This window comes from Novosphingobium sp. fls2-241-R2A-195, from assembly GCF_030209485.1.
Taxonomy (GTDB): Bacteria; Pseudomonadota; Alphaproteobacteria; order Sphingomonadales; family Sphingomonadaceae; genus Novosphingobium; species Novosphingobium resinovorum.
Genome location: NZ_JARVRY010000015.1, coordinates 63,555 through 87,695, shown reverse-complemented (window position 1 = coordinate 87,695; position 24,141 = coordinate 63,555). Strand labels below are relative to the sequence as shown.

At 64.3% G+C, this 24,141-nt stretch carries 20 protein-coding genes; 7 read left to right on the top strand and 13 right to left on the bottom strand.

Annotation, left to right across the window (positions count from 1 at the left end):
* Positions 1-175: 175 nt before the first annotated feature.
* Positions 176-541: a winged helix-turn-helix transcriptional regulator gene (locus tag QRN25_RS12820; RefSeq protein WP_271182546.1), complete on the bottom strand. Its 366-nt coding sequence runs from the start codon at positions 539-541 to the stop codon at positions 176-178.
* A 104-nt stretch (positions 542-645) separates the two neighbouring features.
* Between QRN25_RS12820 and QRN25_RS12815 the strand changes: the two genes are divergently transcribed.
* The gene (locus QRN25_RS12815; RefSeq protein WP_271182545.1) at positions 646-1,767 is read left to right on the top strand and encodes an NADH:flavin oxidoreductase; all 1,122 of its coding nucleotides are present in this window, start codon (positions 646-648) and stop codon (positions 1,765-1,767) included.
* 405 nt (positions 1,768-2,172) lie between these two features.
* On the opposite strand, the gene phbB is transcribed toward QRN25_RS12815, so the two are convergent.
* Both phbB and QRN25_RS12805 read right to left on the bottom strand, forming a co-directional pair.
* Positions 2,173-2,895, bottom strand: a complete 723-nt coding sequence (gene phbB / locus QRN25_RS12810) for an acetoacetyl-CoA reductase (protein WP_008831527.1) — start codon at positions 2,893-2,895, stop codon at positions 2,173-2,175.
* A gap of 129 nt (positions 2,896-3,024) precedes the next feature.
* Positions 3,025-3,783 carry a hypothetical protein gene (locus QRN25_RS12805; protein ID WP_271182544.1) on the bottom strand — a complete coding sequence of 253 codons (759 nt, stop codon included), beginning with the start codon at positions 3,781-3,783 and terminating at the stop codon, positions 3,025-3,027.
* Positions 3,784-4,052: 269 nt separating this feature from the next.
* Between QRN25_RS12805 and QRN25_RS12800 the strand changes: the two genes are divergently transcribed.
* From QRN25_RS12800 to QRN25_RS12780, 5 genes are all read left to right on the top strand, one after another.
* Positions 4,053-4,520, top strand: a complete 468-nt coding sequence (locus QRN25_RS12800; protein WP_008831529.1) for a DUF3576 domain-containing protein — start codon at positions 4,053-4,055, stop codon at positions 4,518-4,520.
* A gap of 70 nt (positions 4,521-4,590) precedes the next feature.
* Complete coding sequence (gene leuS, locus QRN25_RS12795) at positions 4,591-7,161, top strand: leucine--tRNA ligase (RefSeq protein ID WP_271182543.1); 2,571 nt, start codon at positions 4,591-4,593, stop codon at positions 7,159-7,161.
* Positions 7,158-7,658, top strand: a complete 501-nt coding sequence (gene lptE, locus QRN25_RS12790) for an LPS assembly lipoprotein LptE (RefSeq protein ID WP_271182542.1) — start codon at positions 7,158-7,160, stop codon at positions 7,656-7,658. Before leuS ends, lptE begins: the two co-directional genes overlap by 4 nt.
* A 6-nt stretch (positions 7,659-7,664) precedes the next feature.
* On the top strand, positions 7,665-8,720 hold the full coding sequence (gene holA, locus QRN25_RS12785; RefSeq protein ID WP_271182541.1) for a DNA polymerase III subunit delta: 1,056 nt from the start codon (positions 7,665-7,667) through the stop codon (positions 8,718-8,720).
* Positions 8,721-8,861: 141 nt separating this feature from the next.
* A complete protein-coding gene (locus QRN25_RS12780) occupies positions 8,862-10,262 on the top strand; it encodes a sugar transferase (RefSeq protein ID WP_271182540.1) in 1,401 nt (466 codons plus the stop codon).
* 17 nt (positions 10,263-10,279) lie between these two features.
* Here the strand turns inward: QRN25_RS12780 and QRN25_RS12775 are convergent, their stop codons facing one another.
* The 6 genes from QRN25_RS12775 to QRN25_RS12750 all read right to left on the bottom strand — a co-directional run bounded on the left by QRN25_RS12775 (position 10,280) and on the right by QRN25_RS12750 (position 14,459).
* Positions 10,280-11,218, bottom strand: coding sequence for a hypothetical protein (locus QRN25_RS12775; protein ID WP_285019778.1), 939 nt, complete (start codon positions 11,216-11,218; stop codon positions 10,280-10,282).
* 51 nt (positions 11,219-11,269) lie between these two features.
* Complete coding sequence (locus tag QRN25_RS12770) at positions 11,270-12,052, bottom strand: hypothetical protein (RefSeq protein ID WP_271182538.1); 783 nt, start codon at positions 12,050-12,052, stop codon at positions 11,270-11,272.
* 48 nt (positions 12,053-12,100) lie between these two features.
* The gene (locus QRN25_RS12765; RefSeq protein WP_271182537.1) at positions 12,101-12,532 is read right to left on the bottom strand and encodes a hypothetical protein; all 432 of its coding nucleotides are present in this window, start codon (positions 12,530-12,532) and stop codon (positions 12,101-12,103) included.
* A 103-nt stretch (positions 12,533-12,635) separates the two neighbouring features.
* Complete coding sequence (locus QRN25_RS12760; protein ID WP_271182536.1) at positions 12,636-13,163, bottom strand: LptA/OstA family protein; 528 nt, start codon at positions 13,161-13,163, stop codon at positions 12,636-12,638.
* A complete protein-coding gene (gene lptC / locus QRN25_RS12755; protein WP_271182535.1) occupies positions 13,160-13,807 on the bottom strand; it encodes an LPS export ABC transporter periplasmic protein LptC in 648 nt (215 codons plus the stop codon). The genes QRN25_RS12760 and lptC overlap by 4 nt, the downstream gene beginning before the upstream one ends.
* A gap of 28 nt (positions 13,808-13,835) precedes the next feature.
* Positions 13,836-14,459: a ribonuclease D gene (locus QRN25_RS12750; RefSeq protein ID WP_271182534.1), complete on the bottom strand. Its 624-nt coding sequence runs from the start codon at positions 14,457-14,459 to the stop codon at positions 13,836-13,838.
* 83 nt (positions 14,460-14,542) lie between these two features.
* Between QRN25_RS12750 and ung the strand changes: the two genes are divergently transcribed.
* A complete protein-coding gene (ung, locus tag QRN25_RS12745) occupies positions 14,543-15,232 on the top strand; it encodes a uracil-DNA glycosylase (RefSeq protein WP_037521256.1) in 690 nt (229 codons plus the stop codon).
* Between the two features lie 28 nt (positions 15,233-15,260).
* On the opposite strand, the gene QRN25_RS12740 is transcribed toward ung, so the two are convergent.
* From QRN25_RS12740 to QRN25_RS12725, 4 genes are all read right to left on the bottom strand, one after another.
* The gene (locus QRN25_RS12740) at positions 15,261-15,569 is read right to left on the bottom strand and encodes a putative quinol monooxygenase (RefSeq protein ID WP_271182533.1); all 309 of its coding nucleotides are present in this window, start codon (positions 15,567-15,569) and stop codon (positions 15,261-15,263) included.
* Positions 15,570-15,812: 243 nt separating this feature from the next.
* On the bottom strand, positions 15,813-17,246 hold the full coding sequence (locus QRN25_RS12735; RefSeq protein WP_069708567.1) for a glutamate synthase subunit beta: 1,434 nt from the start codon (positions 17,244-17,246) through the stop codon (positions 15,813-15,815).
* Positions 17,247-17,265: 19 nt separating this feature from the next.
* Positions 17,266-21,903: a glutamate synthase large subunit gene (gene gltB, locus QRN25_RS12730; RefSeq protein WP_271182532.1), complete on the bottom strand. Its 4,638-nt coding sequence runs from the start codon at positions 21,901-21,903 to the stop codon at positions 17,266-17,268.
* Between the two features lie 268 nt (positions 21,904-22,171).
* Complete coding sequence (locus QRN25_RS12725) at positions 22,172-24,118, bottom strand: hypothetical protein (protein WP_271182531.1); 1,947 nt, start codon at positions 24,116-24,118, stop codon at positions 22,172-22,174.
* Between the last annotated feature and the right edge of the window lie 23 nt (positions 24,119-24,141).

Genomic DNA, 24,141 nt, shown 5'->3' with positions numbered 1-24,141 from the left:
TATATCCACCAAAACCCACGCCTCCCTGCGGGCTTCAGCGCTTTTCACACACGACGAGCGTGGGGTGCGGCATTGCCATCGATGATGCGCTTGCGGTCATCGGAGATTCGGTCAGCCTGATGACGCAGGCGCATTTACGGCTGCTCGACCCTTCGTTCAGCCTGAATTGACTGGGTCAGGCGACAAGGCGCCGGTCGTACTCCACCCGAGCTTTCTCCACGTCTTGCATGTTGACGATCGTCCAGCCGTACAGCGCCTTGAACGGAGTCTGCAACGAGCGGCCCAGCGGAGTGATCTCATACTCCACCCCGATGGGGGATGCGGCGATGACCCGTCGCTCGAGCAATCCGTTGCGCTCCAGCCGCCGCAGGCACTGGGTAAGCGCCTTTTGAGTCACGCCCTCCAGATGGCGCTTGATGCCGTTGAAGCGCATCGGTCCGGCATCGAGGACCGTCAGCACCATCATCGACCACTTGTCGGCGATCTGGTCGAACAGCAGGCGGCTCGGGCAATCGACGGAGAAATGCTCGCATTCCGGCATCAAGGTATCCCTGGATATACTTGCGCACCATAAGGTGCCTCATTGACGTCAGGTATCCAATATATACCTAAACGGCTCCCCCAGCAAACCGGAGTTCCTCCGCAATGACCGCAAGTGCCACCGACGTTCTGTTCAAGCCGTTCCGCATCGGCTCGCTGGACCTTCCCAACCGCATCGTCATGGCGCCGATGACCCGGGCCTTCGCCGCCGAGGGCATCCCCGGCGAGGCGCAGGCCGCTTATTACCGCCGCCGGGCCGAAGGTGGTGTCGGCCTGATCCTGTCCGAAGGCACGGTGATCGACCGCCCTGCCTCTCGCAACGATCCGGGGATCCCCTTCTTCCATGGTGAGCCTGCCCTGGGCGGCTGGAAGCAGGTAATCGATGCGGTGCACGGAGCAGGCGGCCGCATGGGGCCGCAATTGTGGCACACCGGCGCGACCAAGAGCTTCATGACCGAGTGGGTGCCCGATGCGCCCGTCGAGAGCCCGTCGGGCTACGATGCGCCCGATGTCCCGCGCGGCAAGGCGATGAGCGAGGAAGCCATCGCCGACAGCGTGGCCGCGTTCGCTCGTGCTGCGGCCGATGCAAAGCGGCTTGGCTTCGACGTGGTCGAACTGCACGGTGCGCATGGCTACCTCATCGACCAGTTCTTCTGGTCGGGCAGCAACCTGCGCACCGACCGCTACGGCGGCGCGACCATTCGCGAGCGTTCGCGCTTCGCGGCCGAAGTCGTGGCGGCGGTGCGCGAGGCGGTAGGGCCGGGCTATCCCCTGATCCTGCGCTTGAGCCAGTGGAAGCAGCAGGACTATGCCGCGCGCCTTGCCGAGACTCCGGACCTCATGGCGGACTGGCTACAGCCTCTGGTCGAGGCGGGCGTGGACGTCCTGCACTGTTCGCAGCGCCGTTTCTGGGAGCCCGAGTTCCCGGAGATCGACGGCGAGAACGGGTTGAACTTCGCCGGCTGGGCCAAGAAGCTCACCGGTGCCACCACCATCAGCGTCGGGTCAGTGGGACTTTCCGGCGATTTCATGGCTGCGTTCGGTGGCGAGGGCTCGTCGAGCGTCGGCCTCGATCGACTCGTGGAACGCATGGAACGCGATGAGTTCGACCTGATCGCCGTTGGCCGCGCGCTCATCACCGATCCCGACTGGGTCTCCAAGGTGCGTGATGGAAATGCGGGCGAATTGAAGGGCTTCGAGGCAGCGGCGCTTGCCGAACTCGTCTGACGTCCGAAGAGAACAAATGTGGAACACATAGGATTTTTCCTATAGGGTGCTCGGCGGCGGCGCTTCTGCCGTCGATCCCTTGGAGGAAAAGCCAGTGTCGTTTGCTGACTTGTGCCTCTTCCTTGGGGCCTTGTTCGCCTTTGCCACCCTCATCCTGAAGGTGGTGGAGGTTAAGGGCCGGAAGTAGGCGACGGGTGGGGGATGCGTTGCAGCGTGTCCCCCAGACGTTGAGCTCTACGCCCTGAAACGACTAAGCCCCCGCCGTTGCAGCGGCGAGGGCTTGATCCACATGGCCACAGGCCAGTGTCGTTTGCGGCGTTAACTCTACGCTTTTCGGGCGATGAGTTCAAGTTGCGCCTGTTGTTGCGCCAAATGCGAGTCCGCCAGGCTATTCGCCTGCCATCCTCAGTACATATGCTGGCCGCCGTTGATGCTCAGCGTCGAACCGGTAACGAACGCCGCGTTCTCCGAGCACAGGAAGGCACAGCCACGTGCGATCTCGTAGGCGCTGCCGAGGCGACCCACCGGAATCTTGGCGACGATCTTCTCCAGCACCGGCGGCGGCACGGCGGCGACCATGTCGGTATCGATATAGCCCGGCGCGATCGCATTGACGGTCACTCCGTACTTGGCACCTTCCTGCGCCAGCGCCTTGGTGAACCCGTGGATACCGCTCTTTGCAGCGGCATAGTTCACCTGGCCGTACTGGCCGGCCTGTCCGTTGATCGAACCGATGTTGACGATGCGGCCCCAGCCACGCTCGCGCATGCCCGAGAAGGTCGCCTTGGCGGTGTTGAAGCAGCCGCCGAGGTTGACGCGCATGACGTCGTTCCAGTCGTCGAAGCTCATCTTGTGGAGCACGCCGTCGCGGGTGATCCCTGCGTTGTTGATCACGATGTCGATCGGACCGATTTCAGACGCGATGCGCGCGCAGCTGTCCTGCGTCGCCTCGAAGTCACCCACGTCCCACTTGTAGGAGGGGATGCCGGTGCGCTCCGTGAAGGCGGCTGCCTTTTCTTCGTTGCCTGCGTAATTCGCGACGACGGTGTGACCGCGTTCCTTCAGTGCGAGCGAAACAGCTTCGCCAATACCCCGGGTTCCGCCGGTTACAATTGCAACGCGCGCCATATGCTTAGCCTTTCGTTGTGAGCATCCACCGACGACAAGGCTATGGAAGGATTATGACGGCCGCAAGGCCGACTATTGACCTAAACGCACCAATATTGATTGCAGATTTTGCAAGCAATATTGCTCGGATCAGAACTTGAACTGGGTGCCCACGTAAACGGCCTGGCTGTCCTGCTTGCCATCGGTCAGCGGGACCAGTCGTTCGCGTTCCTGCGAGTAGCGCACGCCCGCAGTCACATCGAGATTCTCCGTCACGCGATAGGCGCCGCCGAGATCGACCTCGCTGCCATCGACAGCGAAAGTACGTGGGGCACGGCCCGAGGCTTTCTTTTCGTCGAGAGAGATGCGGGGGCTGAAGCGTGATTCGTCGTGCTTGGTCGGGCCGGGCGACAGGCTGAATTTCTTGAGGTCAGGCAGTTCCGCCATCGGTCTGTTGGTGGCCTGCGGCACCAGATTCTGGGCGAAGTTCTGGTACCCGCGCGAGACGCCAAGGTTGAAGGCGGTGGGGGCGATACGCAGGCGTGCGGGATCCTGGTTGGCCTGTGCGAGCGGAGCGCGGCCGTGAACTATAATCGCCTGTGCCGCTTCCGGATCGACGCGCACCGCGACAGTCACGGCGCGATCCGAGCGATTGGGCGTGCCTGCGGGTGTAAAAGGGAACAGGTCGCCTTTGGCGAGCGAGCGCATCGCGATCGCCTGCGACAGGTTCTCCTGAGTGGTTTCCGGAGTAAGCGAATCGATCTGCCCGGAAGTTGCCGAGGCGTTGCTCTTGAAGTCCGTCGAGAATGCGAGAACTGCGCTCGGCAGCGCAAGCAGGGTAACGCAGCCTGCCAGAAGCAGGCTTCCCTTCATGCCTCCCCGGGTTGCGCCCTCACGCTCGGTACTCATCGAATGCCCCTGTCCGCTACTTGCCGATCGACCATCACGGAAACGCCGCAAAGGAAGTGCCATGATCGTCGGCGCAGATTAACACGGCCTGAGTGGCGGGGCAAAGGAGGAGCGCGCTCGTTCAGGACGCGCTCATCCAAGCCCTGCTTGGGACGGCGCATCGGAAAGGCGCTCTTGCCGCTGGCCCACTGGCGGTTATAGAGGCGTTTTGACGACAGGCTCGGCGCGCGCCGCGTCTGCAGCCTCTGACACCGGATTTGGGAACGAACATGAAAGCCAGCACCGACAACGGCCTCTTCACCGTGCGCACGCTGACGACCGTGGGCATCTGCGCCGCGGCGGCGCTGGCACTGGCCGGTTGCGGCGGTGGCAGGAAGAAGGAGCAGGCCAAGCTCGCGCCTTCGCAGGTTACCACGATCGGCGTGAACAGCTACTTGTGGCGCGCCAGCCTCGATTCGGTTTCGTTCATGCCGCTGCTCCAGTCGGACAGCGCCGGCGGCGTCATCATCACCGACTGGTACGTGAATCCCAAGACTCCGACCGAGCGCGTGAAGGTGTCGATCGCGATCCTCGACCAGGACCTGCGCGCCGATGCGCTGCGCGTCACCGCCGTGCGCGAAGTGGCGCAGGGCGGTGGCTGGGTCGCCGCGCCGGTACAGGCCGCGACGGTGCAGAAGCTCGAGGACATCATCCTCACCCGTGCCCGCGACCTGCGCCGCGATTCGATCGGCGGTTAAGAATTATCGGGCGGCCCTTGCGGCCGCCCCGTTCATTTGGCGGGCCGGTCCCGCAGGAGTTTAGACAAAGATGACCGAGCGGTTCGATCCCGCACAGGCGGACACGCGCTGGCAGGCTGCGTGGGACGAAGCGCAGAGCTTCCGCGCCGACGACACTTCCACGAAGCCGCGCAGCTACGTGCTGGAGATGTTCCCGTATCCCTCGGGCCGCATCCACATCGGCCACGTCCGCAACTACACGATGGGCGACGTGCTGGCGCGCTACAAGCGGATGAAGGGCTTCGAAGTCCTGCACCCGATGGGCTGGGACGCCTTCGGCATGCCGGCCGAGAACGCGGCGATGGAAAAGGGCGTCCACCCCGGCGGCTGGACGCGCGAGAACATCGCCAACATGAAGGCCCAGCTCAAGCGCCTGGGCTTCGCGCTCGACTGGAGCCGCGAGATCGCGACCTGCGAGCCGGAATATTACGGCCAGGAACAGGCGCTGTTCCTCGACCTGTACGAACACGGCCTGGTCTACCGCAAGGAATCCGCGGTGAACTGGGATCCGGTCGACCAGACCGTGCTGGCGAACGAGCAGGTGATCGACGGGCGCGGCTGGCGCTCGGGCGCACTGGTCGAGAAGCGCAAGCTCTCCCAGTGGTTCCTCAAGATCACCGACTTCGCCGACGAACTGCTCGACGGCCTCTCCACCCTCGACAAGTGGCCCGAGAAGGTCCGTACGATGCAGGAGAACTGGATCGGGAAGTCACAGGGCCTGCAGTTCAGCTTCGACCTTTCGACCGGTGGAAAGGTGGAGGTCTACTCGACCCGCCCGGACACGATCTTCGGCGCAAGCTTCGTTGCCGTTGCCGCCGATCACCCGATCGCGCAAGGCGCGGCCGAAGGGCGACCCGAAGTTCAGGACTTCATCGCGCTGTGCAAGCAGGGCGGCACCACCGCCGCAGAGCTTGAAACGGCCGAGAAGCTGGGCTTCGATACCGGCATCACCGCGAAGCACCCGTTCTCGGGCGCACAGCTGCCGGTCTACATCGCCAACTTCGTGCTGATGGACTACGGCACCGGCGCGGTCATGGCCGTGCCGGGCCACGACCAGCGCGACTTCGAATTCGCGACCAAGTACCAGCTTCCGATCGCGCGCGTCGTCGCGGCGAGCGCCGAGGAGGCTGACAAGCCCTTCGACGGCGAGTCCGAGGCGGGCGACGGCGTTCTGGTGAACTCCGACTTCCTGAACGGCCTGAGCGTCGCGGAGGCCAAGGCCGCCGTCATCGCCCGCGCTGAAGGCGAAGGCTGGGGCGAGGGCAAGACGGTGTGGCGCCTGCGCGACTGGGGCGTTTCGCGCCAGCGCTACTGGGGCACGCCGATCCCGTTCATCCACTGCGAGGTCTGCGGCGTGGTGCCGGTGCCCAAGAAGCACTTGCCCGTCGTGCTGCCCGAGGACGTCGATTTCCAGACGCCGGGCAACCCGCTGGTGCGCCACCCGACCTGGAAGCATGTCGACTGCCCGCAGTGCGGCCACCCGGCCCGCCGCGAGACCGACACGCTCGACACTTTCGTCGATAGCTCGTGGTACTTCCTGCGCTTTGCCAGCCAGCCTGACGACCGCCCGTTCGACCCGGCAAAAATTGCCGAGTGGCTTCCGGTGGAGCAGTACATCGGCGGCATCGAGCATGCGATCCTGCACTTGCTCTACGCCCGCTTCTGGACCCGCGCGCTGGCCCGCATCGGCAAGATCGAGGTCAAGGAACCGTTCGGCAGCCTGTTCACGCAGGGCATGGTCACGCATGAGACGTATAGCGTCTTCGACATTGCCCCTGAGAACACGACTCAGATTGGCGGCTCCCATGAGCATTGGGATAAGCCCGTTGGCCGAGAGTATTTTGTATCGCCAGCCGAGATCGAACGGCGGGACGGCAAGGTATATGAGATAGCGACTGGCCGCCCTGTTATCGTCGGCCGCGTCATCAAGATGTCGAAGTCGAAGAAGAACGTCGTCGATCCCGACGAGATCGTCGCGACGTACGGCGCTGACGCGATCCGCTGGTTCATGCTGTCCGACAGCCCGCCCGAGCGCGACCTGCCGTGGTCCGAAGCGGGCATCGAAGGCTGCGGCCGCTTCGTCCAGCGCTTGTGGCGTCTGTTCGCGCAGTACGATGCGGCGGCCACGGGTGAAGACAAGGCGCTGGACCGCAAGGTTCACCAGACCGTGGATGCTGCGGCGCGCGACATCGAATCGCTCGGCTTCAACAAGACCGTGGCGCGCATCTACGAACTGACCGGCGCGGTCGAGAAGGCCCAGCCCTCCGCCAGCCGTTCCGCCGCGATTCGCACGCTGCTGCTGCTGGTTTCGCCGATGATGCCGCACCTTGCCGAAGAGGCCTGGGCCTCGATCGGAGAGGGCCTGATCGCCGATGCCGCCTGGCCCGAGGTCGATCCGGCGCTGCTGGTGGATGACGAGGTCACCGTGGCCGTTCAGGTCAAGGGCAAGCTGCGCGATACCCTCACCGTCGCCAAGGGCACTTCGAAGGAAGACCTCGAGGCGCTTGCCCTTGCCAGCGAGAAGGTGCAGCGTGCGCTGGATGGTGCGGAAATTCGCAAGGTGATCGTGGTGCCCGACCGACTGGTAAATCTCGTCGCGTGAAGGCTTTAGTCGCCCTCACCGCCGCCATGCTGCTCGCCGGGTGCGGGTTGCAGCCGATGTACGCCGGCGGCGGCAATGCCGCCGTCGCGCAGGGGCTTGCCGCCGTCGAGGTCTCGGCGATCCAGGGCAGGGCAGGCTGGCTGGTGCGTAACGCGCTGGTCGACGAGCTTGGCGTCTCGGGTGCAAAGGGCGTGGCGCCGAAGTATCGGCTGGATGTGCGTCTCGACGACAAGCTGGAAAGCTTCGCGCTGCTCTCCGACGATACCGTCGGCCGCGAGCGCCGTACGTTGCGCGCACGCTATCAGCTTGTGGAGGTGGGCAGCGGCGAAGTCGTGCTCGACCAGACTGCAGGCTCCGATGCGGGAATCGATGTCGTTTCTTCGGACTACGCGACGATCGCCGCCGAGCAGACGGCCTTGGAGAACATGTCCAAGGATATCGCCACGCGCATCGTCACCAACATCGCGCTGCGTCTGCGCGGTGAAACTGCCCAGTAAAGGGCCGTGAAGGCTACCCAGAAGGAGTTCGCGGGCCTTGCCCAGCGTGCTGCCCGCGATGCCCGCGTTTTCTTCTTCTGCGGGCCTGACGAGTCGGGAGCTTCAGATGCAGCGGCGAAGATTCTCTCCCTGCTTCCCGAACCCGGCGAACGGATCGAAATGTCGGGTTCGGAACTGCGCCGCGACCCCGTCCGTCTCGGTGATGAGGCCCGTTCCACTTCCCTGTTCGGCGGCGCGCGCCACATATGGGTTCGCGCGCAGGGTGACGAGGCGCACGATGCCGTCCAGACCCTGCTGGAAAACGCTGTCGAGGGATGCCCGGTCCTGATCGTCGCGACCGGCGCCACGGACAAATCGCGGACCGCCAAGCTGCTTGCGGGACGGCCTGATGGCCTTGTTGCGATGTTCTATCCGCCGGACCTGGCTTCGGCGACCGCATCGGTACGGACGATGGCAAACGCTGCAGGCCTCAAGCTGGGCAGCGAGATCGCCGAACGCATCGCGCGCGGTGCAGGTCTCGATACGCGACTCGCCCGTTCGGAAGTGACTAAGCTGGCGCTTTATCTCGACGCATCGCCCGAAACTCCTCGGCCGGTCGCGGCAGGAGACCTCGACGCGATCGGCGCATCGACGGAGGATGACGATTTCGGCCCGCTCGTTGATGCGGTGCTCGGGGGAAAGCGTGACGCTATTGGTCCTGAACTGAGGCGGATGCGAGAGCAGGGTATGAACCCGGTCGGTCTTCTGCTTGCCTTCGAACGCAGAACGGCGCAACTCGCGGGCCTGAATGCCCGGTTGGGTGACGGCCGCGACGTTGCGGGATTCCTCAAGGCCGAAGCCGGCGCGCGGCGGATATTCTGGAAGGATCAGCCCGCACTGACGGCCCAGTTGCAGGTCTGGCGCGGGTATCGTCTCGAGCGCCTGGTCGCGCGCTTGGTAGCGCTTCACCAGACTTTGCTGGCTAACAGTCAGAACGCGGAACTGTTATTAGCTGACGGTCTTCTTACAATCGCAAGATCCGCGCGTCCTAATTCGAAACGACCGACAATTACCACGTCCTGACCGATTCCGCTTTTCGGGTTGCCTCTTCAGTACATAAGGGCATATACCTATTGCGTCGCAGCATGACGTGCATGCTGCGCGCGCTGAGGTTCTGATGAGGGAGGCATTCAGCGTGAATTCGCAAGCCCGAGTGCTGCCAGCATGAATGCTCCGTTTGCAACAGGTGCGCTCGCCAAAGAGCGGATCGATATCGATGATCTGCTCGTCGCTCCGTCGCTCGAGCGGAGGCGCCTGCAGTGCTATCTTTCGCTGGTCGTGGGAGACATCGTATCGATTTTCATCGCTTTTGCGGCGACCGGCTATATACTTGCCGGTACGCAGGGGCTTGGTGAAAGCCTTGTCCATGCTCAACTGATCCTGCCGATCTTCCTGACACTGGCGCTTTACAACGGAGCCTATTCCACCGCCTCGCTGCAGGACGGATGGAAAGGGGTGTTTCGTGGGCTTGTGGCGATCGTCATCGCCGTGTTCGTCGTGGTCTTCGTGCAATTCCTGATCCGGCCCGATGCGGATGTTTCGCGTTCCGGCTTCAACGGGGGGGCATTGGCGGCGATGGCCGTCGTCGCGTGGATGCGACTGCAATTGCGCAGTTTCGTGCGCTGGCGTTGCGGCGACAACATCATCAACGAACTCATCATCGATGATGGTGGGCCTCAGGTGCAATTGCGTGGAGCGATCCGCATTTCAGCTGCCGGTATGGGGTTGAGGCCCAATCTCAACGACCCGAATGCTTTGGATCGTATCGGTCTCGTACTGCGCAACATTGATCGCGTGATAGTGAGCTGTCCTGCTGGACGTCGTGCGGAATGGGCCATGATGCTCAAGGGCGCTAACGTCGATGGCGAAGTGCTTGACGACGAGGTTGCGCGGCTTGGTGCTCAGGGCGCACGCGTTGTCGGCAAGCACGGCCTGCTGATGGTGTCAGCCGGGCCGCTCGGCTTGCGCGATCGCGCCGTCAAGCGCCTGTTCGATGTCGCGTTCGCGGGTGGCGCGATCCTTGCGCTCTCACCGCTTCTGATCGTTGTTGCTCTGGCAGTGAAGCTGCAGGATGGCGGCTCGGTATTCTTTACGCAGCGCCGCATGGGGCGCGGCAACCGCTTCTTCAACATGTACAAGTTCCGTTCGATGACGCAGTCGCTGGGTGATGCCACCGGTTCAGTTTCGGCTTCGAAGGACGACCAGCGGATCACGCGCGTGGGGCGCTTCATCCGGCGCACCAGTATCGACGAACTGCCGCAGTTGTTCAACGTGCTGCTCGGCGACATGAGCCTTGTCGGCCCGCGCCCGCATGCGACGGGATCGCTGGCCGGCGACAAGCTGTTCTGGGAAGTGGATCTGCGGTATTGGCAGCGCCATTCGCTGAAGCCCGGCTTGTCAGGTTTGGCGCAAGTGCGCGGTTTCCGAGGTGCGACCGACCACGAATCCGACCTCGTCAACCGCCTCCAGGCTGACCTGGAATACCTGGAGGGATGGACGATCATGCGCGATCTGCAGATCATCTTCCTGACCATGCGGGTCTTGGTGCACGACAGGGCGTTCTGATGCCGCTGCTTGCCGAGCTAGCCGAGCGGTACCCAAGTGGCACTACCGGCAGCATTACGCAGGCAAGTGTATATACTGTCGGCTATTCCGTTGGCTCTTACTATGGCTTGTCTGCCCAGCCAAAGGTTGCTGGGGGGAGGGAGCGACGCCAAGGTTTCAAGGGTCGAGGTTACCGGTTTGCGAACATGCAAGCCCCGCGCCAAGCCGATGTACGTGCAATTGAGTGCATCGCCTGTCGCGGAAGACAGGAAACCGATCTTAATGGACTGGTTCGGCGTTGCGTTCCAGAAGGGGAGGCGCCAGGTCACGTCTTCGCCGGCGGCATCAATCAGTACGGCATCGACGAACGTGGAGAAGCTGCCGCCGGTCTGCTGAGCGAACAGCCTCGGCAGCCCAGCGGTTCGGCGTCCTTCGAAGATCAGGGTATTCCAGCCCTGTGGTACGTTGACGGCCTTGACCATCTGGTATCCTGCGGCATTGAATGTCACCGAATGGCCGGTGAACGTGCTATAGCTGTCCGCTACCTCGGACAGGGTTGGAGGCGATCCGCCTCCTGATATCGCAGTGTCCGTCAGGCTCAGCGGCGTGGAGCCTGGCAGCAGATTTCCAGCGCTCGTTCGATCAATGACCGGATCTTCGATCTGGGCATCCTGGTACTGCATGGAGATTGCATGAAGTGATACTTCAGCTGTGAATGGCCAGGCCCCGCTCCATTTGAAACGCCCCCTGTTGACTATTGGCTTCCAATTGGCTGAGCCCATCATTGCCAACGCAAGTGTACAGTTGGTAAGCTTCACATTCTGAAGCCTCGGTAGCGACGCTTGACCGATGTATATGCTGCCTTTTCCCGTTCCGCCGGTCCCGCCGTGGTCTATGGTCTTACACTGATCGAAATGCACGCCAATTTCGATGAGATTTGCGATGTAATGACCATAGCCCTGCGCTGCTGCTGGCATTGCGCCGCCGGCGGCCGAATACCCGGGGGCACCTATTCCTTCGACATGTACCTATCGGCATTGAATGTTCTTGCAGGATCGGAGGTATGCTATGCCTGAGTCCACGGTCATTGCATCTACCTGCTCCAGGGTAAATTTATCGACACCCGAAATGGATCCGATCCCATTTACCTGTTGTATATAGAACTGGCGCATCGATAGCTGAGTGCTATCGCGACGTTCTGCTCCGCCGCCGATCTGGAATACTTGATCGACATTTATTATATCAATATTGGACATTTCAAGAAAGTCGATCTGGTCGGATATAATTAATCCTGTTCCTTGCCGCTGGTTTCCGTCGAGAGTATTGAAGTCAATGCAATTTGCTTTGATCTTCATCCCGGCACCCGGGTTGTTGGAAGAGTATCGAAAATCAAAGATCATGCAGTTTCCGCGGATCACAAGATCGCGAACGATGAGAGTGTGACTGACGTCCTTTTGCTTGTCGTTCTGGAAAACCGGGCGGGCGTAATCTGATCCGAAGTTGACGTTGAGCCGCGCGCCATTACCGATCACGACGCAGCGGTACGCCGGACACGTAAGGCTTCCGGTAATTTGGTAACTTGCTCCCTTGGCCAGTATCAAGCACCCGGTCGATAGAGCGGCCTGCAGGGCCACCGTATCGTCTCCCCCGCTCGGGAGAACAGGTGCGATACCAAGCGAAAGTTCGGAAACGGTCTGCAAGCTGTCGCCGCTTTCCGTGAAGATGAGTGCAGCACCTTTGCCCGGTTCGTTCGAGGCGAAGGAGCGCGCTTGCGCTACGGCCATTCCGCGCGCGATTACATCGATTGGCATGGATGTTCTCCAAACGAGAGCTGTGCGATGAATCTTTGGGTCGCTAGTCTATTGAGACAGGCGATATTGCAGGGAACCGGATGTCACATCGGCGATGAGGTAGAGCGCGGCTCCTGCTTCGTACTCCTCCCAGACGGCCTCGCAGGCGTTGGAAGTGAAACTGGCCCAAGGCTCGCCTGCCAGGGTAAGTGGCTGGAGCGTCGCGCCGCCATCGGTGGATCGCGCTATGATGACATTTCCCTGCCAGAGGCCCGCGAGCGTCAGGAAAACCGGCCGGGCTGCAGCAGGAATAAAGGGACCGGCAGTTGTCTGCGCCTGGACAGTTCCGGTAAGCGGCGAAGATGCGGGAGGCTGGACGGACGTGACCGGCAGCGGTCGGCTAGGTTCAACGATAGACAGGTCACCGCCGGACGACGCGGCAAAGCCTATGGCAAATGCGGGCGCATACCCGGCGGGCACGGAAATGGGACTGCTTGGCATCGGGACTCCTCGAAGTGAAGGATACCCGAAACCAATTACGCACATTATAGGCTGTAGGAAAATGTCTTTTGGTTAATTCATTAATCCGAACCAGGTCCGGAACTTACTTCCCGTTCTGCTTCGGCACCGAAAACGTACCCGAAACACGTCCGTTCGGTCCGGCAGACGCCGATGACACGCCGCTCTTGAGGTCCACTACCAGCCGTCCGCCGCGCAGGACGTCGCCGTTGCTGCGCTTGATGGTGGCATTGCCGGTCATCGTGATGATGCGCTGGTTGAAGTCGTAGACGCCGACATCACCCGTCGCAGTCTCGTCGGGACGGGATACGACAACGCCTCCGCTCGCGGTGATGCGCTGGATCTGCATTGAGCCCTGGTTGGTGAAGTTCACCACCGTGCGTGCCGCGCGCAGGCGCAGTTCCGCCTGCTTAACGTCAACGTTGCCGGAGAGGATCACCCGATCCTGCTTGTCCTGCAGTTCGATGCGGTCGGCGGCATAGTCCACCGGGGCGTTGGAGTTGTGACCGTTGAAGACCTGCGCGCCCAGTTGCTGCGACCCGGCAAGGGCGGCGAGGCCCAGCACCGGCAGGACCAGTGCGGTACGGTAGAGCATGCGGGGGGCGGCGATCATTGCGGTATCCTGAGTTTGCCCGGCGTCATGCGCAGGCGGGCGTTGCCTTCGAGGGTCACAGTGCGGTTCTCGAGGTCGGCTTTCATCGAGTCTGCACGGAAGGTGCCCGTCGGCACGGTGCCATCGACACCCCCTGTACCCACGGCCGTCTTCTGCTTCACGTCGATGGCCACGTTGCGCGTGGTCATCTTGTACCCGTCGGGCGCGGCGAAGTTGACCGGCCCATCGACGGCGATCTGCTCGCTGTCGTAGTTGTAGGCGCCGCGCGGGGCGACGATTTCAGCCGGGCCGTCGTTGAGGTTCATCAGGGCCTTGAGGCCCAGCATCTCGACGATCGGCGTGGTCGCGCTCTTCTGCACGGCGGTTCCGGCGTTGACGGTGAAGTCGCGGTTCTTGTTGTCCTTGCCGCGATAGGCGGCATTGTCGGCGCGCAGGCGTTCGCTGGTGATCGCAACCTTGTTGCGGTCGAGCAGGAAGCTGATCTCGCCGCGCGGAGACAGCGGCACCAGGATCATCACTGCAGCGACAAGGCCGATACCCGCCGGGAGCACCTTCGCCAGCATTCCGACGAGCCGATCATGCGAGCCGCCGGGCGCGGCGAAGTGCCTACGGCGGTTCTGGATCTTGATGGCTTCGACGGACATGGCTTTTCAGGTAACTCCCGTGGACGGGTCAGGCTGCTTCGTGGCTGAAGATGTCGTGGTCCGGCCAGCCTGCAAGGTCCAGTCGGGCGCGCGCCGGAAGGAAATCGAAACAGGCCTGGGCGAGATCGGTGCGGTTCTCCCGCGCCAGACGAACCACGAGGATTTCGTGCATCGCATGCAGGTAGCGCACGTCCGACGCGGCGTAGTCCTTCTGCGCCTCGGTGAGTTCGGGGGCGCCCCAGTCGCTCGACTGCTGCTGCTTGGACACTTCCTTGCCAAGCAGTTCGCGCACGAGGTCCTTCAGGCCGTGGCGGTCGGTATAGGTGCGCACCATCTTGCTGGCGATCTTGGTGCAGAACACCGGCGCGGCGGTGACGCCGAGGTAATGCTCGATCGCGGCAAGGTCGAAGCGGGCGAAGTGGTACAGCTTCAGGCGCGCCGGATCAGCCAGAACGGCCTTCAGGTTCGGGGCGGCGTAATCGCTGCCGGGCTTGAAGCGGACGAGATGCTCGTCGCCCTTGCCATCCGAAATCTGCACGACGCAGAGCCGGTCACGGGCGGTGATGAGGCCCATGGTCTCGGTGTCGATAGCGACGGGACCCGGCGCGAGCACGCCTTCGGGGAGATCTTCTTCGTGGAGATGGACAGCCATGATCCGAAAATGCTTAGGGACTGGCTGGCGGTTTCGCAATGGCGCGCGCACTGCCGCGCGGGTTTTTCGGAAAGGTTGAGGGCATGTCGGCAACACAGGACGTCCAGGCCGTTCCGGAGAGCTGGGCTTCCGCGCTGGGGCCGGTGCTGGCGACGCCCGAGGCGCGCAGGCTGGGCGGCTGGCTCAAGGCCGAGGAAGCGGCGGGCAAGGTGATCTATCCCCCGCGCGGCACCCGGCTGCGGGCTCTGGAACTTACCCCGCTCGATCAGGTGCGCGTGGTGATCCTGGGGCAGGACCCCTACCACGGGCCGGGGCAGGCACATGGCCTGTCGTTCTCGGTGCAGGAGGGGGTGAAAGTGCCGCCCTCGCTGGTCAACATCTACAAGGAATTGGCGACCGACTGCGGTGTTGCGGCGCCGGGACACGGCAATCTGGAGCACTGGGCGCGGCAGGGCGTGCTGCTGCTCAACAACGCGCTGACGGTGGAGGCCGGGCAGGCCGGTTCGCACCAGAAGCGCGGCTGGGAAGCGATCACCGACGCGGCCGTTGCGGCAGTGGCGGCGAAAGCGGAGCCCTGCGTATTCATGCTGTGGGGCAGCCATGCGAAGAAGAAGGCACTGAGCGTGCCGGGGCTGATGGAGAGCCATCATCTGGTGCTGACGGCGCCGCATCCGAGCCCGCTGTCGGCTTATCAGGGATTCTTCGGCTGCGGGCATTTCAGCCGGGCCAATGCGTTTCTCGCGGAGCATGGGCGCGGCACGATCGACTGGTGATTCCGAATTCGTCGTCCCGGACGACGAGTCAGGCCGAACGGCCCTCTACCGCCTCGTCCATCACGTAGTGGCTCATCGCGCCGCCGACCGAGAGATCACCGAAGCAGGCCCGGAACCTGCCGAATGCTTCAAGCGTGCGGGCGTTCTGGTGCGCTTCCATCGATGTCCACACGACGTTGAAGGTGAACTTCGAGGGGTTCTCCACCCCGCGTCCGAAGCGGGCGGAGACCACGCCCTCGCAGGTGGCGAGGTGGGCTATCCCGGCATCACGCATGGCGCTGGCGAACTGGTCTTCGGCTCCGGGACGTACTTCGATTTCCGCGATTTCGAGCAGCATGACGGGTCTCCCTTTAGGTGCGGAGAGAGCCGGGCGACGGGTTCGGGGTCAAGGCGGCGGGAGAAGTGATCGCGCGGGCGTGATGCGTGCGGCGAAGGCTTCGGCAAGCTCAGCCTGAGCGGGTTGGAGAGCAGTTCTTTAAATTCCGCTCAGGCTGAGCATGTCGAAGCCCCATAGGCAAGGCGCAACGAAAAAGGGGCGCGCCTTGCAGCACGCCCCCTCTCAATCCGACAACGCCGCAAATCAGCGCGGCAGCTGGCTCACGCCCATCAGCGCCTCGTCCACCGAACGCGCGCACTGGCGGCCTTCGCGAATCGCCCAAACGACCAGCGATTGACCGCGGCGCATGTCGCCGCAGGACCAGATCTTCTCGTCGCTGGTGCGGTATTCGAAGACGTTCGCCTTCACGTTGCCGCGCGCGTCCAGTTCGACGCCCGACTGGTCGAGCATGCCGGCCTTGCGCGGGCCGAGGAAGCCCATGGCGAGGAAGATCAGGTCGGCTTCGAGCGTGAACTCGCTGCCTTCGATCTCCTGCATCTTGCCGCCCTTCCACTCGACGCGGACGCATTCGAGGCCCTTGACGTCGTTGTCGCCGATGACGCGCTTGGTCAGCACGGCCCAGTCGCGGGTCGCACCTTCCTCGTGGCTGGAAGAGGTGCGCAGCTTGAGCGGCCAGAACGGCCACGACAGCGCCTTGTCTTCCATCGTCGGCGGCTTGGGCATGATCTCCAGCTGGGTCACCGAAGCGGCGCCCTGGCGGTTGGAGGTGCCGACGCAGTCCGAACCGGTATCGCCGCCGCCGATGACGATGACGTGCTTGCCGGTGGCCGACAGGGTGCCGCGCGGGGCGGCGCGCAGTTCGTCGTCGCCGGCGTTGCGCTTGTTCTGCTGGGTCAGGAACTCCATCGCGTAGCGCACGCCGGGAAGCTCGAAGCCGGGGATCGCGAGCGGGCGCGGGTCTTCCGCGCCGCCGGCGAAGACCACCGCGTCGAAGTTCTCCTTGAGCGAGGCGACCGAGACGGTAACGCCCACTTCAACCGACGTCTTGATCTCCACACCTTCCGCCATCATCTGCACGAGGCGGCGGTTGATGAGGTGCTTCTCCATCTTGAAGTCGGGGATGCCGTAACGCATCAGCCCGCCGACGCGGTCGTTCTTCTCGAACAGGGTGACCGAGTGACCGGCGCGGGCGAGCTGCTGGGCGCAGGCCATGCCCGCCGGGCCAGAGCCGACGACGGCGACCGACTTGCCGGTGCGCTTTTCGGGTACCTGCGGCGTGATCCACCCTTCCTGCCATCCCTTGTCGACGATCGCGCATTCCACCGACTTGATGGTCACGGGCTCGTCGATGATGTTGAGCGTGCAGGCCGCCTCGCACGGGGCGGGGCAGATGCGGCCGGTGAACTCGGGGAAGTTGTTGGTCGAGTGGAGGACTTCCAGCGCGTTCTTGAAGTCGTCCTCGTAGACCAGGTGATTCCAGTCGGGGATGATGTTGTTGACCGGGCAGCCGGTGTGGCAGTGCGGCACGCCGCAGTTCATGCAGCGCGACGCCTGTGCCTTCAGCGCCTCGGGCGAGAGGGGGACGACGAACTCGTTGTAGTTCTTGAGGCGATCCTCGACCGGACCGTACGTGCGGTCCTTGCGGTCGAGTTCGAGGAAGCCGGTTTCCTTGCCCATCTTGATACGTTCCTAAATCTTATTCTGCTGCGACCGAGGCGGCTTCGAGGCGTTCGGCCTCCTGCTGGCGCAGGGCCTTCGCGAAGTCGCGCGGCATCACCTTGACGAACTTGCCCAGCGTGGTTGCCCAATCGTCGAGCAATGCGCGGGCTCGCTTCGAGCCGGTGTGCAGGTGGTGGCGTTCGAGCAGGATGCGCAGGCGCTCCGCATCGTGGCGCAGCATGTCGCCCATGCCCAGGTCGCGGACCGAGACGGTGCGCTGCTGGGGACGACCCGTGCCTTCGTCCTCGTCGGCTTCGGCGGAGATCGGCTGCAGATCCACCATCGAGGGGTTGACCAGCTTCGCGAACTCGCCGTCCTCGTCGTAGACGTAGGCGATGCCGCCCGACATGCCCGCCGCGAAGTTGCGGCCGGTCTTGCCCAGCACCATCACGACGCCGCCGGTCATGTACTCGCAGCCATGGTCGCCGCAGCCTTCGACGACCGCGATCGCGCCCGAGTTGCGGACCGCGAAACGCTCGCCGCCGACGCCGTTGAAGAACGCCTCACCGGAAATCGCGCCGTAGAGCACGGTGTTGCCGACGATGATGTTCTTGAGCGGGTCACGGTTCACATGGCTCGGCTGGCGCACGATCACGCGGCCGCCCGAGAGGCCCTTGCCGACATAGTCGTTGGCATCGCCGGTCAGGTCGAGCGTGACGCCGTGGGCAAGCCAGGCGGCGAAGCTCTGGCCGGCGACGCCGGTGAGCTTCACGTTGATCGTGTTGTCGGGCAGGCCGTCATGGCCGTAGCGACGGGCGACTTCACCCGAAAGCATCGCGCCGACCGTGCGGTTGACGTTGATGACGGGCTTTTCGATGCGGACGGCTTCGCGCTTTTCCAGAGCATCGGCAGCGCCCTCGATCAGCGCGTTATCCAGCGCGTGTTCGAGGCCGTGGTCCTGCACTTCGCTCCAGCCCAGCGAGGGGCCGTCGCCCAGCGGTGCCTGGTAGAGCACCTTGGAGAGATCGACGCCCTTGGCCTTCCAGTGGCTGATGGCCTTCTTCATGTCGAGGCGATCGACGCGGCCGACCATCTCGGGGATGGTGCGGAAGCCGAGTTCGGCCATGATCGCGCGCAGTTCTTCCGCCACGAAGAAGAAGTAGTTGATGACGTGCTCGGGCTGGCCGGTGAAGCGCGCGCGCAGCACCGGGTTCTGCGTGGCGACACCCACCGGGCAGGTGTTGAGGTGGCACTTGCGCATCATGATGCAGCCCGCCGCGATCAGCGGCGCGGTGGCGAAGCCGAATTCCTCGGCGCCGAGCAGCGCGGCAACCGCGACGTCACGGCCGGTGCGCAGGCCGCCGTCGGCCTGGACCACCACGCGGCTGCGCAGGTTGTTGAGCAGCAGGGTCTGCTGGGTCTCGGCCAGGCCGATCTCCCAGGGCGAACCCGCGTGCGTCAGCGAGGTCAGCGGCGAAGCGCCGGTGCCGCCTTCGTAGCCCGAGATCGTGATGTGGTCCGCGCGCGCCTTGGAGACGCCAGCCGCAACCGTGCCCACGCCCACTTCGGACACCAGCTTGACCGAGACGCGGCTGGTCGGGTTCACGTTCTTGAGATCGTGAATGAGCTGCGCGATGTCTTCGATCGAGTAGATGTCGTGGTGCGGCGGCGGCGAGATCAGGCCGACGCCCGGGGTCGAGTGACGGGTCGCGCCGATGGTCTTGTCCACCTTGTCGCCCGGCAGCTGGCCACCTTCGCCGGGCTTCGCGCCCTGCGCCATCTTGATCTGGATGTCGTCGGCGTTGACCAGGTACTCGGTGGTGACGCCGAAGCGGCCCGAAGCAACCTGCTTGATCGACGAGCGCATGGTGTCGCCGTTGTCCAGCGGCTTGAAGCGCTTGGGGTCTTCGCCGCCTTCGCCGGTGTTCGACTTGCCGCCGATGCGGTTCATCGCCACGGCCAGCGTGGTGTGCGCTTCCCAGCTGATCGAGCCGTAGCTCATCGCGCCGGTGGCGAAGCGCTTCACGATCTCGCTCGCGGGCTCGACGTCGTCGATGTGGATCGACTGGCCGGGCACGAAGTCCATCAGGCCACGGATCGTGAGCATGCGCTCCGACTGGTCGTTGATGGTCTGCGCGAAGGCGCGGTACTTTTCAGGCACGTTGCCGCGGACGGCGTGCTGGAGCAGGCCGATGTTCTCGCTGGTCCAGGCATGTTCCTCGCCGCGCACGCGCGATCCGTAGATGCCGCCCACGTCGAGCATGTTCTTGAAGACCGGGTTGTCGCCGTAGGCCGCATCGTGGCGGCGCACGGTTTCTTCCGCGATCTCGGCAAGGCCCGCACCCTCGATGGTGGTGGCGGTTCCGGAGAAGTATTTGTCGACGAACGCGGTGGACAGGCCGACCGCGTCGAAGATCTGCGCGCCGCAGTACGACTGGTAGGTCGAGATGCCCATCTTGGACATGACCTTACGGATGCCCTTGCCGATGGCGTAGACGTAGTTCTTCGCCGCCTGCTCGGCCGAGACCGGCAGGTTCTTGCGCACCCGCATTTCCTCGATGGTCTCGAGCGCGAGGTAGGGATTGATCGCTTCGGCGCCGTAGCCTGCCAGAGCGCAGAAGTGATGCACTTCGCGCGCTTCGCCGGTTTCCACGACAAGGCCGGTCTGCATGCGCAGGCCCTGGCGGACGAGGTGGTGGTGGACGGCTGCCGTCGCCAGCAGAGCGGGCATGGCGATCCGGTCCGGGCCGACGCTGCGGTCGGACAGGATCAGGATGTTCTTGTCCGCCAGCACCGCTTCGGTCGCGGCCCAGCACATTTCCTTGATTGCCAGCTCAAGCCCTGCGGCGCCGGTCTTGGCGTCCCAGGTCATGTCGATGGTGCCGGTGCGGAACGCGCCGTCGAGCGCGGCCTCCACCGAGCGGATCTTGGCGAGGCCAAGGTCGGTCAGGATCGGCTGGCTGACTTCGAGGCGCTTGTGCGTCCCGGCGTCATGACCCAGCAGGTTCGGGCGCGGGCCGATCATGGTGACCAGGCTCATCACCAGTTCCTCGCGGATCGGGTCGATCGGCGGGTTGGTGACCTGCGCGAAGTTCTGCTTGAAGTAGTCGTAGAGCAGTCGCGACTTGTGCGACAGCACCGGGATCGGCGTGTCGGTGCCCATCGAGCCGAGCGGATCGTCGGCGTTGACGGCCATCGGTTCGAGGAAGCGGGTGGTGTCTTCCTGCGTGTAGCCGAACGCCTGCTGGCGATCGAGCAGCGTGCCGGTTGGCTTGGGCAGCTCGGCCAGTTCGGGTTCGATCACGTCGAGATCGGCCAGCTTGTACTGCGTGCGGTCGAGCCACTCTTCGTAGGGCTCGGCCTCGGCCAGCTTGGTCTTGATCTCCTCGTCCTCGATGATGCGGCCTTCCTCGAAGTCGATCAGCAGCATGCGGCCGGGCTGGAGACGCCACTTGCGCACGATGTTGTCTTCCTTGATCGGAAGGACGCCGCTCTCGGACGCCATGACGCACAGGTCGTCGTCGGTGACGAGGAAGCGCGCGGGGCGCAACCCGTTGCGGTCCAGCGTGGCGCCGATCTGGCGGCCATCGGTGAAGGCGACGGCGGCGGGGCCGTCCCACGGCTCCATCAGCGCGGCGTGATATTCGTAGAACGCGCGGCGTTCCGGGGTCATCAGCGGGTTGCCCGCCCACGCCTCGGGCACCAGGATCATCATGGCGTGAACCATGGAGTACCCGCCCGCGATCAGCAGTTCGAGCGCGTTGTCGAGGCACGCGGTGTCCGACTGGCCGTGCGGGATCAGCGGCCACATCTTGTCGAGATCGGCGCCGAGCAGCTCGGATTCCATGGTGCGGCGGCGCGCATTCATCCAGTTCACGTTGCCGCGAACGGTGTTGATCTCGCCGTTGTGCGCCATGAAGCGGAACGGGTGCGCCAGCTTCCAGCTCGGGAAGGTGTTGGTCGAGAAGCGCTGGTGCACGAGGCCGAGGGCCGAGACGAATTCCGGGTTGCGCAGGTCGTCGTAGAACGAGCCCACCTGGGTCGCCAGCAGCAGGCCCTTGTAGACGATCGTGCGGGTCGAGAAGCTGGGCATGTACAGCTCGGTGAGCCCCGGCATGTCATGCTTCTCGGCCAGCGCCGCCAGCGGGTTCTGGGTCTGCTTGCGGATCGCCAGGATCTTGCGCTCGAAGGCGTTCTGGTCGGCGCAGCTTTCACCGCGCCCGACGATGCACTGGCGGATCACCGGCATCGATTCGAGCACGGTCTTGCCGAGGCCGTCAGTGGTGACGGGCACGTCGCGCCAGCCGATCAGGTGCTGGCCTTCCTTCTTGATGAACTTCTCGAACACCGAGACGATCATCTCGCGCGAGGCGTCGTCCTGCGGCAGGAAGCACATGGCGACCGCGTAGTCGCCCGCCTGCGGCAGTTCGAGGCCCTCGGAAGTGGCCCAGGTGCGCAGCAGCTGGTCGGGAATCTGGGTCAGGATGCCCGCGCCGTCGCCCAGCAAGGGGTCGGCGCCCACCGCACCGCGGTGGTCGATGTTTTTCAGAATCTCCAGAGCCTGGGTAATGATCGCGTGGTTTTTCTGGCCCTTGATATGGGCGACGAAGCCCACACCGCAGGCGTCGTGTTCATTGCGCGCGTCATAGAGGCCCTGGGGCTTAGGAAATCCCATCGATATAAACCCATCCTGTGTTTTTTTGGCGGGCGTCACTTGGGCATGCCTGCGGATTCGCACCGAATCGTGCGAACGACCCCACGCGGCATAGTGACCCCACGGTCCCCATGACGATTCAGGGACCGTTTTGCAATGGCGAACACGGCTAGCTGCGCAGCAAGATGGCGTGGATGACGGATTTCCCGGCATTTTATTATCAAAAACCCCGCCCGGATTGCGCCGGACGGGGGTTTTCGAATCCGCTTGAGGTGGTCGAAGGGCGGTTTCAGGCCGCTCCGCTCATGCGCTGCAGCGTGGCGAGCGCCGCGCGCAGGGCGCGTTCGGTGGCCTCCGGATCGTTGCGCGGGGCGTCGAAGGGCCGCTCCTCATAGTCCGCCGGAGCTTCGCCGGTAGGGTCGGGGAGAAGGACCGGGCGGCCGAACGGCACGGATTCCTGGCTTTCCTCCTGGATTTCCTCGGCGGAGTCCACCGGGGTGGCATGGGCGAGCTCGTCGCCTGCCTCGTCGGGGTCGCCGAACTGGAGGAACGGCTTGCGGACGGCTGCGTGGCGCGAAAGGTTGAACAGCGAGGCATAGCCCTGCTGCAGGACCGAGTCCTCCTCCTCGTCTTCAGCGGCTTCCGGTTCCGCCTCGAAGGCGGTGTGCGGGAACGGGCTGCTGGGGAAGGGGATGGCCGCGTGCGGGTCGAAGCGCTCGTCAAAGCCCGGGCGCTCTTCGCTCGAGGTGAGGCCGATGTGGCGGGGCGGAACAAAGCCTTCCAGCGGCTCGACGGCATCGTCGATCGGATCGAGCGCGATCGGGCGCAGCGCGCTGGGTACGGCGGCGGGCCACGACGGGGCGGGTTCCGGCAGATGAGCTTCGACGTAACCGTCCTGCGCTTCGGGCTCAGCCTCGACGATCGGCGCGGCGAATGGCGCGACGATGGCCTGCGGGATCACGACGGCTACCTCGGCGGCGCGGCGCGCATCCTCGCGGCGGCGCTCCATGGCGAGCGCGAGGCGTTCGAGCAGTTCGACCTGCGACAGCGAGCCGAGGTCGGCATCGGCGATGCGGGCGCTCGAACGCGGTTCCTCCACGGTATCAACGAAAGTTTCGGCCGGAGCTTCCGGTTCCGCTTCGAAGGGAGCCGCGAACGGCGCGGGCTCTTCGTGGAAAGCAACGATCTCGATGCCGGAGGGCGCTTCGTCGGAAGGCGATTCTTCCGCAGCAGATGCCGCGAAGGCCGGTACGGACCACGCAGCTGCCTCTTCCGCTTCGAATTCGGCCTCGGGCGCGCCCCAGTCGCCTTGCGGCAGGCGCGGCAGCAGCTTGAAGCCGGGCGCGGCCCTTTCGAGGCTGGAAGTGGCGCCGGCCAAAGGCTCTTCGACCGTTTCCGGCACCGCATCGGCCTTTACGTCGCTGCGGGGCGAGAATTCACGTGAATAGGCTTCGAACAGACGGCTGCCGACGGGCGCTTCGACGTGTTCGCGAGCAGCCTCCTCGGCGGCGTCGAGTTCGGCCTTGAAGATCTGTGCGCCGGGAGGCGTCGTGAACACGCCGCGATCGGCGCCGAACGTCGATTCGGGCTCGCGCCAGGCGGTTTCGGCATCGAGCCATGCAGGCAGGTTGTCGTCCTCGTCGGCATCGTCGGCGGTGCTGTCGATGGCGGCGGCTTCCACCGGGCGACGGAACACGGGCTGGTCGTGGCCTTCGTCGAAGCTGTCGATGTCGAAATCGGCGACGTTGAGGATGCGAGGGTCGGTCGGTGCGCCGGGCAGCGGTGCGTGCTCTTCGGCGACGGGGGCCGCTTCGGGCTCGATGGCGAGGGCACGGCGGCGACGCGCGGTCGGCGCGGGTGCGGCGGCGGCCTGCTCGATCTCATCGCCTTCGGCGGCGTCGGTTGCGGGCAGGGCGGCGGGGCGGGCGATGCGCCGGGCGATCAGGCCGCCGATCGCAGCGCCGAGGCCGGTCATGCCGAGCGCCAGCAGGATGCGCATCGTCGTGCCGAGCGGCGGCGCGGCCATCGGGATCACCTTGTCGATGCCAAGCGCCAGCACCAGTCCCTCCATCGTCGAGGAGCTGACGATCACGCTGCCGAGCCCGGCGAGCGCGCCGAACCACAGTGCGACGATCGCCGGGAACAGCGGGTGGCGCGTGATCGGCTGTCCGCCGGTTCCCGCGTTGGCGCCCGCGCCCTCGGTGCCGCTCTCGATGGTGAGCTTGGTGTCGGCCACTGCATTACCCTTATGTCTTGAAC

What these genes read in the sequence shown, in the direction of transcription:
- QRN25_RS12820 (WP_271182546.1), bottom strand. Translation starts at nt 541, where the DNA reads ATGCCGGAATGCGAGCATTTCTCCGTCGATTGCCCGAGCCGCCTGCTG.
- QRN25_RS12815 (WP_271182545.1), top strand. Translation starts at nt 646, where the DNA reads ATGACCGCAAGTGCCACCGACGTTCTGTTCAAGCCGTTCCGCATCGGC.
- phbB (WP_008831527.1), bottom strand. Translation starts at nt 2,895, where the DNA reads ATGGCGCGCGTTGCAATTGTAACCGGCGGAACCCGGGGTATTGGCGAA.
- QRN25_RS12805 (WP_271182544.1), bottom strand. Translation starts at nt 3,783, where the DNA reads ATGAGTACCGAGCGTGAGGGCGCAACCCGGGGAGGCATGAAGGGAAGC.
- QRN25_RS12800 (WP_008831529.1), top strand. Translation starts at nt 4,053, where the DNA reads ATGAAAGCCAGCACCGACAACGGCCTCTTCACCGTGCGCACGCTGACG.
- leuS (WP_271182543.1), top strand. Translation starts at nt 4,591, where the DNA reads ATGACCGAGCGGTTCGATCCCGCACAGGCGGACACGCGCTGGCAGGCT.
- QRN25_RS12780 (WP_271182540.1), top strand. Translation starts at nt 8,862, where the DNA reads ATGAATGCTCCGTTTGCAACAGGTGCGCTCGCCAAAGAGCGGATCGAT.
- QRN25_RS12775 (WP_285019778.1), bottom strand. Translation starts at nt 11,218, where the DNA reads ATGCCAGCAGCAGCGCAGGGCTATGGTCATTACATCGCAAATCTCATC.
- QRN25_RS12770 (WP_271182538.1), bottom strand. Translation starts at nt 12,052, where the DNA reads ATGCCAATCGATGTAATCGCGCGCGGAATGGCCGTAGCGCAAGCGCGC.
- QRN25_RS12765 (WP_271182537.1), bottom strand. Translation starts at nt 12,532, where the DNA reads ATGCCAAGCAGTCCCATTTCCGTGCCCGCCGGGTATGCGCCCGCATTT.
- QRN25_RS12760 (WP_271182536.1), bottom strand. Translation starts at nt 13,163, where the DNA reads ATGATCGCCGCCCCCCGCATGCTCTACCGTACCGCACTGGTCCTGCCG.
- lptC (WP_271182535.1), bottom strand. Translation starts at nt 13,807, where the DNA reads ATGTCCGTCGAAGCCATCAAGATCCAGAACCGCCGTAGGCACTTCGCC.
- QRN25_RS12750 (WP_271182534.1), bottom strand. Translation starts at nt 14,459, where the DNA reads ATGGCTGTCCATCTCCACGAAGAAGATCTCCCCGAAGGCGTGCTCGCG.
- ung (WP_037521256.1), top strand. Translation starts at nt 14,543, where the DNA reads ATGTCGGCAACACAGGACGTCCAGGCCGTTCCGGAGAGCTGGGCTTCC.
- QRN25_RS12740 (WP_271182533.1), bottom strand. Translation starts at nt 15,569, where the DNA reads ATGCTGCTCGAAATCGCGGAAATCGAAGTACGTCCCGGAGCCGAAGAC.
- QRN25_RS12735 (WP_069708567.1), bottom strand. Translation starts at nt 17,246, where the DNA reads ATGGGCAAGGAAACCGGCTTCCTCGAACTCGACCGCAAGGACCGCACG.
- gltB (WP_271182532.1), bottom strand. Translation starts at nt 21,903, where the DNA reads ATGGGATTTCCTAAGCCCCAGGGCCTCTATGACGCGCGCAATGAACAC.